Below are 12615 nucleotides of genomic sequence, written 5' to 3' on the forward strand. Positions count from 1 at the left end.
CGCCAGTGTAGCCAAGTGTGGTGATTGCGAAGAGGGAGGGCCGCTTCTTGGTTCATGTTCTACCACGTCTACTTCCTCAGGCAATTACTAGTAGCCAGGAGCCTCGACAAACGACATCCCTCGAGCATCCTTATCGGAAACTCGTGGCTCAATGTTGTCCAATGGCCAGTCGATTGACAGGATAGTATCTGCCCAGTGCACCGACATTTCGTCTGAAGGCGCGTAATAGTCAGTACACTTGTATACAAACTCGGCATCGTCACTGGTAACGTAGAAACCATGTGCAAATCCAGGTGGTACCCAGAGCATCTGCCGGTTGTCTTCGTTCAAGAAAACGCCTACCCACTTACCATAGGTGGCACTGGACGTTCGCATATCAACGGCTACGTCGAATACCTCTCCCCTGACTACTCTCACCAGCTTTCCCTGGGGATGCTTCAGCTGATAATGCAGTCCCCTGAGTATCGAGCGACTCGACCTACTATGGTTGTCCTGAACAAACTTGTGTTCACCACAGACTTCATCAAATGTTTCCTGGCGAAAGGTTTCCATAAAGAAACCTCTTTCGTCACCGAACACTTTTGGCGTAAATAGCACGACATCAGGAATAGCCAGCCTTTCAACTTTCATGCACGTCACCTCCACCATCAGGTAGCCTTGTCACTGACCAACAGCCTTCGCGGCCAGAAGCTGTAGCAGGTATTCCCCGTATCCTGTCTTGGAAAGGCTGTTTGCCTGTGAAAGCAGGAACTCGTCACTGATCCAGCCTTGAGTCCAGGCAATCTCTTCCAGACAGGCTATCTTCAGCCCCTGTCGATGTTCGACTGTCTGCACGTACTGCGCTGCCTCAAGTAAACTGTCATGAGTACCTGTATCCAACCAGGCAAATCCTCTCCCCAAACGCTCTACGTGAAGTTCACCACGGTGTAGATATTCATTGTTGATCGAGGTTATCTCCAACTCTCCCCGAGCCGATGGCTTGACGCTCCGCGCGATGTCCACCACGGAGTTGTCATAAAAGTACAAGCCCGTCACCGCATAGGATGACTTTGGTTTTTTGGGCTTTTCCTCAATAGAGACCGCACGCCCTTTCTCATCAAACTCGACAACACCAAAGCGTTCCGGGTCTTTGACGAAATAGCCGAACACTGTGGCACCTCGAGCCTGGTCGGAGGCTCTCAGAAGTTGCTCGGAAAAGTGTTGTCCGTGGAAGATATTATCGCCAAGGACGAGACAGACAGGAGAATCACCAATAAACTTCTCGCCGATAATAAAAGCCTGGGCCAGTCCCTCTGGCTTTGGCTGCTCTGCGTAGGACAAGGAAACACCAAATTGGTCACCGGTACCGAGCAACTGACGGTAGACCGGTAGATCATCCGGTGTAGATATCACCAGTATTTCTCTTATTCCTGCCAACATTAGCACCGAGAGCGGATAGTAGATCATCGGCTTGTCGTAGACAGGGAGAAGCTGTTTTGAGACCCCATGGGTAATGGGGTGAAGTCTCGTACCGGAGCCTCCGGCAAGGATGATTCCCTTCCGATTCATGGCGGTAACCTCTAGTTTTCGGACAACGCCTTGCGGCGGCAGGCCTACCTTAGGTAGTCCTTCATGGTGAGAGACAACTGTCCCCTCCAGTCAGGGAGCGAGATGTCGAAGGCGTTCTCAAGACGAGAGACCGACAGCCGGCAGTTGGGTGGACGCTTTGCTGGTGTGGGATAGTCCTTCGTCGCCAGACGAGACAGCTGGTCGTCGCAGAGCATGAGAGGAAGGCCGTGCAGACGGGCGAGACGAAAAATCTCTCGGGCAAAGTCATACCAGGACACGAAGCCCCGTGGTGCCAGATGGTAGAGCCCGGTCAGTTCGGGACGAGAGCGGTAGACTTGCCACCCATGCAAGGTCACGTCAGCAATCAGGCGTGCGGGCGTAGGGGCCCCCACCTGGTCGTCGACAATTGCCAGGGACGCCCGCTCCCGCCCCAGACGCAGCATGGTCTTCATGAAGTTGTTGCCCCTGGCACTGTAAACCCAACTTGTCCGGAAGATTTGTGCGTCGCATCTACTGGCGAGCACCGCCTCGTCGCCGGCAAGCTTGGACTGGCCGTAGCAAGATAAAGGGTCGGTTGGACTATCTTCCGTCCAGGGCCGAATGCCATCGCCTGGATAGACGTAGTCGCTGGAATAGTGCGTCAACAGTGCCCCGTGATCGGCACAATAGCGTGCGAGACAGCCAGGCAGCTCTGCATTGAGTCGAAAGGCAGTCGCCGTATCGGTCTCTGCCTGGTCCACCGCGGTGTAGGCAGCAGCATTGATCACCCACTGGGGGCGATAGTGGTCCAGACAGCGTTTCACCGCATCAAGGTCGGTCAGATCCAGGGTCCTGCGGTCAGGCGCATGAAGATCCAGATGGATGGCTAGCGCCTTGTGAAGCTCATGGCCCACCTGGCCCGAGGCACCAAGCAAGAGCCCACTCATGACAACACCCCCAGGCGCTCGGCCCGGTAGCTACCATCCTGCACCGCCTTCCACCACGACTCGTTGGCCAGATACCAGGACACTGTCTTGCGAAGGCCAGACTCGAAAGTCTCTCGTGGCTCCCAGGCCAACGTGTGCTGAATGTAGGATGCATCGATGGCATAGCGCCGGTCGTGGCCAGGCCTGTCGGCGACGTAGGTGATCAGATCACGATATTCGCCCTTGTCCGGAGCCATTTCCGTCAACAGGTCACAGATTGTGTGTACCACTTCGAGGTTGGTTTTCTCGTTATGGCCACCAATGTTGTAGGTATCTCCAACCTTTCCCTCGCTGGCAACCAGCACCAGGGCGCGCGCATGGTCCTCGACATAGAGCCAGTCTCGTACCTGTCCACCATCACCGTAGACAGGAAGAGCCTCTCCATGCAGCGCATTGAGGATCATCAGAGGAATCAGTTTTTCAGGAAAGTGAAACGGACCATAGTTGTTTGAACAATTGGTCACCAGGCAAGGCAAGCCATAGGTGCGCGTCCACGCCCGCACCAGGTGATCCGATCCCGCCTTGCTGGCCGAGTAGGGCGAACTAGGCGCGTAGGGGGTCTGTTCGGTGAACAGGCTGCCATCATTCTGGAGGTCTCCGTAGACTTCGTCGGTGGAGATGTGGTGAAACCGAAAACCATCGGCCTTGTCGCTGTCCTGTTGCCTGATTCCTTCCCAGTACCCGCGTACCGCCTCGAGCAATACCAGAGTGCCCACCACATTGGTCTGAATAAAGGCGCGAGGCCCGTCGATGGAGCGATCAACGTGGCTTTCAGCGGCCAGATGCATCACCACATCGGGGCGGTACTTGTCCAGAATTCTGCTCATTGCCGCGCCATCACAGATGTCCGCTCTCTCGAAGATATAGCGAGGATCGGAGGCGACAGACGCTACGGATGCCAGATTGCCGGCATAGGTCAGCTTGTCCACATTGACGACACGATGAGGGGTGTGGGTAATCAACTCCCTCACCACGGCCGAGCCGATAAAACCGGCACCACCGGTCACGAGAAACGTCTTGATCATGAAAGAACCCCGAGAGGACTGGAAATTCTGCCCGCCCCGCCAGGGAGGACGCTAGAAATGGCATACGGGCGGGAAGGAAGAGAGGATGACAGGAAGCGTGAGCCCTGAGCTCTTCAACATGAAGGGCTTAATTGTGGCAGCCGTCCGACGACAGCTATCGGTAGTTCCATCAGCAAGAGCGTCAGTCTCTGTGGTCCTGGACGATCAGCCACAGCATGCTGGCAATGAAGGCAAGGAACAGAGTGACGATCACAAAGATGGTCAGGTTGTAGAGGCGCTCAGGACGCGTGGCGTACTCGGGCAGTAGAGGGCTCTGCAAGATACTGATCTGCTTAAGCTTGCGAGCAGCCTCGATGCGCGTGCCCTCCAATGCACCGAGAGCGCTGGCATAGGTATCCTGGGCAAAGCGAGCCCGCAGCTCGAGCCGCTGATACTCGGAGGACAGGCGGTTGAGGGAGTCTCCTGTGGCCTTTGCCAGTCGCTCACGCTCCTGATCGATCTGACGACGCAACGCAGTGATTTCGCTCTCGACTCTCACCATGTCCGATGAACGCTGGCTGGAAAAGCTGGCCAAGGCGCTACGCCGAGCTTCCAGTCTTGCCAGCTCACCTTCCAGACTGGCCACCACCTGGTTGAGGCTGTCCACGGTCGAGGTAGGAGACACCAGGCCATGCTCGTTCTGATAGTCCAGGAGATCCGTGCGTGTCTGATCCAACCGATCGGACAGGCGCTCTACCTGAAGCTCGAGGAACCGTACCTGATCCTGAGCCAGGCGCTGCCCCATGGCATTCATGTGCGCTTCACCTTCCGCCAGTAAAAGCGAGGTCAGTTGCTGGGCAAACTCGGGAGAGAAGCCCTGGACCTCCAGCTTCAGGACCCCTGCGTAGTCATCGAGCGTTACCTCTACGCGACTCAGGTAATACTCGTGAAGGTCTTCGATGGGAGCCTCGGCGTCCCACAGACGAGCAGGAAAGTCACCGTTCTCACTGTAATGAGACCTCAGGTCGAGCCGTTCATCAGCCTTCTTGAGCATATCCACAGAAAGCAGATACTCCCGCAAAAGCAACATATCGCTATCGACGCTGGCACCGGAAAGCAGGCTCGAGAAGTCGAAGGTTGGGGCAGCGATCTGTGGGCTTTCCAGTACCACGACGGCCTCGGATACGTACCGATCCTCGGCCCAGACTAGCCAGTAGAAGGACATGGCCAATATCGACAGGCAGGCAAATGCCCAATGGGGCTGCCGAGCAATCCATCGCAACATTATCTTGGCTTCCTTGCTGGAGCGACGTCGCGGGGCATCCGGACGCCTCTGAATGCGAGCACCACCGTCGGGATCTAGTCCTCAGTGAGCGACGCCTTGCCATCGCCTGGTGGCTACCGTTCTTTCTTCTCGAAACCCTTCTCCGACTCCTTCCGCGAATCCTTCCCCGAATCGTCCTTGCCACTGGCGGGTGTGGCTCGCTTTTTCGTCTGTACCGCGCGACGAACCTCATGCAAGCGCTGCTTCGCCAGGTGAAGGCGAGCAATGAGCTCCTGACGGACCCTCGGGTCGACCAGTTCGTCTGCGTTCTCACGCCCCATCTCCAGAGCATCGAGGCGCTTCTGGATACGCTCCAGCTGCTGTCTGCGCTTGCCCAGCAATGCCTTGAGCGTATCCAGGGACATTGTGTCGATACCCGGTGTCGGCGCAGGTGACGGATACCGGGGTGCTTGCGGCTCGCCATCGTGGCGTGGCCCATTGCCGGGGCCGCCGGTGGCCTTGGCCTTGGCCTTGCTGTCACTGTCCTGGTGATAGCTGCGAATGGCGTCTCTGATATCGTCAAACCAGAACGCCTCGCCATGCTTCAGATAGATGCCTGCCTGGCACAGTTCGCGCAGTATGCCTTCGCTGTGGGAGACCATGACCAGGCTTGCGCGATTGACCCTGTCCTTGAAGGCACGGGTCGCCTTGGCCTTGAATACCCGATCGCCCACCGAGGTCGCCTCGTCAGACAGATAGACATCGAAATCAAACGCCAGCGACAGACCAAAATTGAGTCGCGCACGCATCCCGGAGGAGTAAGTACGAATCGGGTCATCGAAGGCCGGCCCGAGCTCTGCAAATTCCTGCACCTTGTCGATGATGGCTCCGACGTCACGACCACCACCATGGACACGGGCAACAAACTTGACGTTCTGACGGCCACTCAAGGCCCCCTGAAAACCTCCGGCCAGTCCCATCGGCCAGGAGACCCGAGCATCGCGCCGGATAGAGCCCCTTTCAGCCGTATCCATGCCGGCAATCAATCGCAGCAGGGTCGACTTTCCCGCGCCATTTCTCCCCAACACTCCAACGCTTACGCCGTGGGGGATGGTCAGGTTGATATCCTTCAACACCCAGTCCCTGACCTTGTGATGGTGATAGCGCTTGTAGAGGTGTTCTATCTGGATCATTGCGCCATCAGCCGATGTCGAAACCGAAGGTGTAGCATCAATCCTAGTGACAGCAGTGCCAGCGTCACCATCCAGTAATAGGGGGCACTGGTACCAGGGACCTGCCAATACCCTTCAAAAAAACCGCCACGTAGTCGCTCCAGACCATGAACAATCGGGTTGAGCAACAGGTACTCACGCATCCAGTGGGGCATGTGATGGATCGGGAAAATGACACCGGATAGGATCAACAATGGCATGATCATCATCCGTAGCACGATCGCCACCTCGGCGATGAGGGTGGCAAGCACGGAGACAATTAGCCCAAGCGCCAGGCCCAGCAGCCAGAGCGAGAGCCACCACGCCAGTGCCAACAGGGCGTCGTCAGGTGCCAGCGCCTCGACCTTGAGCAACATGCCGCCGAAGATGAACAAGAGAAATATCAGTGATCGCAGAAGCCCCTCCAGGGCGTTGCGCACCAACACCGGGTCCACGGGCCTGACCTGCCGATAGGCGAACAGCGCCTGGTTGGCCTTGATGGCTCCCAGCCCTCTAATCATCCCTTCGCGAACCAGAAAGAATCCCATCAGTCCGACCACCATCCATGGGATGAAAGGGGCTCCCACGATAAGGGCGTCTCCGCGGATGAGACTGCGGATGGCCACCATGATCAGTGTGAAGAACACAGGTTCCGCGATCATCCAGAACCAGCCCAGGCGATCCGACATGGTGCGCGCAATGGCCTCTCGCAGGAACATGGCGTACCAGACGCTACGCGTCACCGCCCAGGGGTGGCGTTGCACGGAGTTGCCAATCATCGACATGCTGCCCCCCACTAGAGATCGATCGCCACCTTGGTGGCCACGGCAATCTGATAAAGGATCTGGGTCAGGCTGGTTGCCAACTGAAGATTCTTGGTGGGGACAGCCGGCATCACCAGAATCTCGTCTCCTGCACGCAGGGTGATATCGTCGGCATTCCGCACCGCGCCGTTCTGGCGAACCACCAATATGTTGTCCTCATCGCCACGCTGGGTAAGACCACCTGCGGCATCAAGATAGTGGTCGAGACCAGAACCCGGCTGATAGACCACCGCCTGTGGCACGACCACCTCTCCGCTGATGAGCACCGAATCCATGGCCTCCGGCAACGTGATGACGTCACCGTCCTGCAACCGAATGTCGGCAACCCCTTGATCACTGGCGACCACCAGTCGACCGCTGGGTTCGAGCTGTCGCGCCCGCGCCACAAACATCTGAATCAGCTCGGCCTCGCGAATCCTGATTCTGGCCTCCTCATCGGTGGATGACGATGTTCCCAGATAGGTCGTCTCCAGGCGGCGGAGACTATCCTCGAGCGCCTCTTTCTGCTGCCGTGCTACGCTTTCTCGGCGAATCGACACATTGTGGCTGGCCGACATGTCGGACAGGATGGCGACGGCGTCCAGCAACTCTCCGAGCCGGGCATCCCGCGGCAGGGCAAACCTCGACGGGCCCAGAAAACTCCCCTCCAGGGCAACCACGATGGTGCCTTCCTGATGATCTGCATTGAAGATCACCTCATCACCAGGCTGAACCTGGCGCGCGAGAAATTCGTCGAGCGTCAGGTAGGTGGCAACCGGGCCTGTTGCACGCTCTCCGCGCAGCAATACGTGAGACACACCACTCTTCAGGCGGGCCAGGCTTACCAGATCGCTGCCACTCAACTGGCCAGACTGTAGTTCGTATCGGTAGGCGCGTTCCACATCACCGGTCACCGCGATGGAGGGGCCTCGTTCACCCACCACGATAGTATCGCCGTCGCGCAACTGAGGCCGAGCGATCCTGCCATCCAGCAAAAAGTCGTAGAGATCGAAGCTTGCCAGGCGTTGCCCCTGACGCATCAGGCTGATGCTGCGATAGCTGCCAAGGGCGTTGTCGATCCCCCCGGCCTGATCGAGAAAGTACAGAATCGAATCCGAGGGGGTGCCCGCGTAACGTCCAGGGCTGTGCACATAGCCGGTGACATAGACACCGACGGGCTGAACGCCTTGCAGGTTGGTGTACACCTGCACGTTCTCGGGATAGATGCTCTGGATCGCTTCTCGAACCCGAGCATCCAACTGGCCATGACTCATTCCCTGCACGGCGAGGGGGCCGATCGACGGGAGAAAGATATTGCCCTGGGCATCCACGGGCACCACTCGATCGAATTCCACCGCCCCCCATGCTCTCAGGGTGACCTGATCGCCAGGTTTGATGCGATAGTCACGGTTGAGCCCATCTGCCATGGTGCCTCGAAACCCACCGGTAAAGAGGTTGGCGCCAAAGGGAGGAAGCAGTTCCACATCGATCGGTGACGGTATCGAGGGCGGCCCGTAGCGATCGTTGCTCCAGTTGGCGCGAGGCGAGTCATTGATCGTCCCCTCATCCGTCTGCTCCCGGGCCTGAGGCAAGATATCGTCCGGCAGGGCAATACCCTGCGCAGCGACCGAGTTCGCCATCGACCAGCTCACCATCAGCAACAACACAGGCAACGACAGCCGTCTTGCCAGATACAGCAGCGCCCTGCCGAGCCGTTCATCCATGATCGTCATCACCAGGTCTCCGCTCCGTTGTACAGCGCCGTTACCAGGCGACTGGTAAACCAGGCGCCTTCTCCCGACTTGCAGGCAACGGCCGCCAGTCGATCCCCGTTGCTCCGGCGAGTCACTGTCAAGTGACGACATATGCGCCTGCTGGCAGAGAAGTAGGGGGAGTCAGCCACCACCTCCACATTCGCTCCCCAGGGGCTACTCGATAGTGTGGTGGCGCTCCCGGCGGGGGTTTGGGCAAGAAACCGCGACAAGTCGCTGGAGGCAGGGATCCCGGAAGGCTCGCTCATGATCCCCTGGGCACTGTTCGGCTGAGTAAGCGGACGCTGAACACAGCCAGTGATCAGCACCGTAGCAAGAAGAAGCGTGACCGTGGCACCCCGGCGAAAGACGCTTTTCCTCGAAAGACCCGCCCCCCTTTCAGGCGCCCTTCCATCGGCTGGAATCGACCTTAAAAACGTGCAATATCGAAGCATAATCATAGCGAAATTCCCGACGTCGTCATGCGATAAACGACGAATAACTGTTACAGATGTTTTAGCAATTTCGCAATAATATCTTGCTCGCTCATTATCTCGGTATTGACGGAAACCTCTGGCTTCACAGGCGCCTCATAAGGACTATTGATGCCAGTGAAATCCAGAATCTTGCCTTCCCTCGCCTTCTGATACAGTCCCTTAGGGTCTCTCTCTTCACAGACATCCAGGGGCGTATCGACAAACACCTCGACAAAATCATCGCTAAGAAACAGCGCCCTGGCCGCCTCTCTGTCTGCTCGAAACGGCGAAATAAATGCGGTAATAACGATCACCCCAGCCTCTGCGAACAGCCGAGCAACCTCACCGACTCGCCGAATATTCTCCGCCCTGTCCTGCTCCCCCATGCCAAGGTCCTTGCATAGCCCATGCCGGACATTGTCGCCATCCAGCAGCATGGTGTGATACCCACGTCGATTGAGCTCCACCTCCAGAGCATTGGCGAGGGTCGACTTGCCGGAGCCCGATAACCCGGTAAACCAGACGCAGCAGCCACGGTGGCCATTGATCCTCTCTCGCATGGTCTGGGTTACCGTGGTGCGGTTCCACACCACGCTGGCCTTGCTGTCGTGTTTGCGGAATTCGTAGGGCAGCTCCGCATCCGACGGACTGTGGATCATCCCGGCACCGACGGTAAGATTGCTCAATCGGTCGATCAGAATGAAGCAGCCCGTGCCAGGGTGGGTACGATAGTCGTCGACAGGTATCGCGGTGGTGAGCTCGACACGGCAACGCGCGATAGCATTGAGATCCAGCTGCTCCCCATGCCGTTGCTCCAGGGTGTTGACGTCCACCAGGTAGTCGATGGCGACAACCTTTCCCGCAAGGTCCCGAGTGGCCAGCTTGATGTCATACAATTTCCCAGGTTCCAACGGGGACTCGTGCATCCACACAATATCGGCCACGAATTCCGACCGAAGCGGCACCTGATCATCGACCCCGACGATCCAGTCTCCGCGCGATGCATCGATCTCGTCACACAAGGTGATGGTCACCGCTTGCCCGGGAAATGCCGCATCGAGATCACCATCCATGGTAACGATGCGCTTCACCTGACTGGTGGTACCGCTCGGCAGCACCTTGACCGCCAGTCCGGGAGTCAAGACACCGGAGCTGAGGGTGCCCGCGTATCCCCGGAAATCCAGATTGGGGCGGTTGACGAACTGAACCGGCAAGCGCACATCTCGCAGATTCTGGTCGTGCCTGATCTCGACCTCTTCCAGCAGCGTGAGCAGGCTGGGGCCGTCATACCAGGGCATCTCGCTGCTGGGCTCGACCACGTTGTCGCCTTTCAGCGCAGACAGCGGGACAAAATGTATATCCCGGGCTTCGAGTCGATCCATGACGAGCCGATACTCGTCGACGATCTGCAGATAACGATCTTCGTCATACGCCACGAGATCCATCTTGTTGACCGCTACCACAAGGTGCTCTATGCCCAGCAGGTCGCAGATGAAGCTATGGCGACGCGTCTGGGTCTGCACACCGTGTCGAGCATCAATCAGTATGATCGCAAGACTGGCCGTGGAAGCGCCGGTCGCCATGTTGCGGGTGTACTGCTCATGCCCCGGCGTGTCGGCAATGATGAACTTGCGTCTCTCGGTGGAGAAGAACCGATAGGCCACATCGATGGTGATCCCCTGCTCACGCTCTGATTGCAGGCCATCCACCAGTAGCGCGAGATCCACCTCGTCACCGGTGGTGCCGCTGGTGCGAGATGCCTGGGTGATGGCGGCCAGCTGATCCTCGTAGATCATCTTGGAGTCATGCAGCAGGCGCCCGATCAGAGTGGACTTGCCATCATCGACACTGCCGCAGGTAATAAAGCGCAGCAGGTCCTTGTTCTCGTGTTCCTTCAGGTAGCGTTCGATGTCGCTGGCGATCAGCTCGGATTGATGGGACATGACGAATTCCTGGTAGAGGCGCAAGCCACAGCACCCGGACAAGGATGCCGAGGAGACTAGGGCTGAACCGGAGTGCAATCTGGAGACTGGAAGAGCGGAGCGTGGAGGAATGCGGCGAGCCACGCAGTCGCGGCCTTTGCCGTCTGGTGAAGCGATGGGTGTAGCCGCCTTCCCGGGAACACCCCCATCGGCAATCCGCGAATTCAGTACAAGACGGCAGGCGAACATTCATTCCAACTAATTTAGAAATACCCCTCGCGCTTCTTCTTTTCCATCGACCCCGCCTGATCATGATCGATGGCTCGACCGCTGCGCTCGCTGGTCCGCGTCAGCAGCATTTCCTGGATGATTTCGGGGAGAGTCGCGGCTCGAGATTCCACCGCACCGGTCAGGGGATAACAGCCGAGGGTACGGAATCTTACCCAGCGTTCCTGGGGCGTCTCGCCCTTCCGCAGCGGTAGTCGGTCGTCGTCGACCATGATCGTCATGCCATCCCGCTCCACCACTGGCCGCGGTGCGGCGTAGTACAACGGCACAATGGGGATTCCCTCGAGATAGATGTATTGCCAGATATCCAGTTCCGTCCAGTTGGAGAGAGGAAAGACGCGAATCGACTCCCCCTTGTTCACCTTGGCGTTATACAGGCTCCACAACTCGGGACGCTGGCTCTTCGGCTCCCACCGATGATGCCTGTCACGGAAGGAGAAGATGCGCTCCTTGGCACGACTCGCCTCCTCATCCCTGCGGGCACCCCCAAAGGCTGCGTCGAATCCATGGTGATCAAGTGCCTGCTTGAGAGCGGCGGTCTTCATCACGTCGGTATACTTGGCGCTACCGTGATCAAAGGGATTGATATCGGCCGCGACCCCCTCCTGATTGATATGCTCGATCAGCTCCATGCCGGACTGCTTCGCCATGAGATCGCGAAAGGCGATCATCTCGCGGAACTTCCAGGTGGTGTTCACGTGCATCAACGGAAAGGGGGGCGTGCCGGGAAAGAAAGCCTTGCGCGCCAGATGCAGCATCACCGATGAATCTTTGCCGATCGAGTACATCATGACCGGAGAACGGAACTCGGCTGCGACTTCTCTGATGATATGGATCGATTCGGCCTCCAGCTGTCGGAGGTGTGTCTGGCGATCGGGTAGTAGTTCCATGACGGATCGAAGTCCTCGGAAAGGGAAACACTCGCCGGCGGAATGCGTGGACTCGGCCGACTCGACCCGCGTGACGTAGCCGCAGCCGTTGGCCCGAATAGCCCACAGCAGCACCAAGGCTCCAGGCACCGGAGAGTGGGCGCGGCATGTGATCCGCGAGTTGGTGCAGGAGAGGGGCACTGGACCTGATGGCGATGAAGCACGCTACCGCCCCGGGATGTCACGGACGCCTTCCCATGCCCTGCTTCAACGAATTTTGCCCTCGACCGTGGTAGCAAACAGACGAGTAACATTGATAACGGTTCATTAACACTTGATCACAATCATCGATACTAATGTTTTTGTACTTCTCCATCCAGACACGGGCGAGGTTATTGGCGGGCAATAAACGGTTACTGCATAGAGAGTAATCCGCCTCCCTTTAACTATGCTGCAATACAAAAAAATATCTAAAAGGCCATAATCCACACACGCCAAAAAAATCATCAAAAGA

Annotated in this window: 10 protein-coding genes; all 10 read right to left on the reverse strand. The window is 57.7% G+C overall.

What is annotated here, in order from left to right:
* Window positions 1-87: 87 nt before the first annotated feature.
* Window positions 88-630: a dTDP-4-dehydrorhamnose 3,5-epimerase gene (gene rfbC / locus NFG58_RS20195; protein ID WP_108132204.1), complete on the reverse strand. Its 543-nt coding sequence runs from the start codon at window positions 628-630 to the stop codon at window positions 88-90.
* A gap of 30 nt (window positions 631-660) precedes the next feature.
* On the reverse strand, window positions 661-1548 hold the full coding sequence (gene rfbA, locus NFG58_RS20200) for a glucose-1-phosphate thymidylyltransferase RfbA (RefSeq protein WP_108132084.1): 888 nt from the start codon (window positions 1546-1548) through the stop codon (window positions 661-663).
* Between the two features lie 44 nt (window positions 1549-1592).
* Window positions 1593-2474, reverse strand: a complete 882-nt coding sequence (gene rfbD, locus NFG58_RS20205; protein ID WP_348827244.1) for a dTDP-4-dehydrorhamnose reductase — start codon at window positions 2472-2474, stop codon at window positions 1593-1595.
* Window positions 2471-3538 carry a dTDP-glucose 4,6-dehydratase gene (rfbB, locus tag NFG58_RS20210; RefSeq protein WP_348827245.1) on the reverse strand — a complete coding sequence of 356 codons (1068 nt, stop codon included), beginning with the start codon at window positions 3536-3538 and terminating at the stop codon, window positions 2471-2473. Before rfbB ends, rfbD begins: the two co-directional genes overlap by 4 nt.
* A 181-nt stretch (window positions 3539-3719) precedes the next feature.
* Window positions 3720-4742, reverse strand: coding sequence for a chain-length determining protein (locus tag NFG58_RS20215; protein WP_348827246.1), 1023 nt, complete (start codon window positions 4740-4742; stop codon window positions 3720-3722).
* A gap of 173 nt (window positions 4743-4915) precedes the next feature.
* Window positions 4916-5974, reverse strand: a complete 1059-nt coding sequence (locus NFG58_RS20220) for an ABC transporter ATP-binding protein (protein WP_108132081.1) — start codon at window positions 5972-5974, stop codon at window positions 4916-4918.
* Window positions 5971-6777 (reverse strand): ABC transporter permease, encoded by an 807-nt coding sequence (locus NFG58_RS20225; protein ID WP_222568689.1) that lies wholly within the window; start codon window positions 6775-6777, stop codon window positions 5971-5973. Before NFG58_RS20225 ends, NFG58_RS20220 begins: the two co-directional genes overlap by 4 nt.
* Window positions 6778-6788: 11 nt before the next feature.
* Window positions 6789-8528 (reverse strand): polysaccharide biosynthesis/export family protein, encoded by a 1740-nt coding sequence (locus NFG58_RS20230; RefSeq protein WP_222568688.1) that lies wholly within the window; start codon window positions 8526-8528, stop codon window positions 6789-6791.
* A 523-nt stretch (window positions 8529-9051) separates the two neighbouring features.
* Window positions 9052-10965 carry a sulfate adenylyltransferase subunit CysN gene (cysN, locus tag NFG58_RS20235; RefSeq protein ID WP_348827247.1) on the reverse strand — a complete coding sequence of 638 codons (1914 nt, stop codon included), beginning with the start codon at window positions 10963-10965 and terminating at the stop codon, window positions 9052-9054.
* Window positions 10966-11207: 242 nt separating this feature from the next.
* Window positions 11208-12122 (reverse strand): sulfate adenylyltransferase subunit CysD, encoded by a 915-nt coding sequence (gene cysD / locus NFG58_RS20240; RefSeq protein ID WP_045992429.1) that lies wholly within the window; start codon window positions 12120-12122, stop codon window positions 11208-11210.
* Window positions 12123-12615 lie beyond the last annotated feature (493 nt).

The sequence above is a fragment of the Halomonas sp. RT37 genome (assembly GCF_040070525.1).
Taxonomy (GTDB): domain Bacteria; phylum Pseudomonadota; class Gammaproteobacteria; order Pseudomonadales; family Halomonadaceae; genus Halomonas; species Halomonas litopenaei.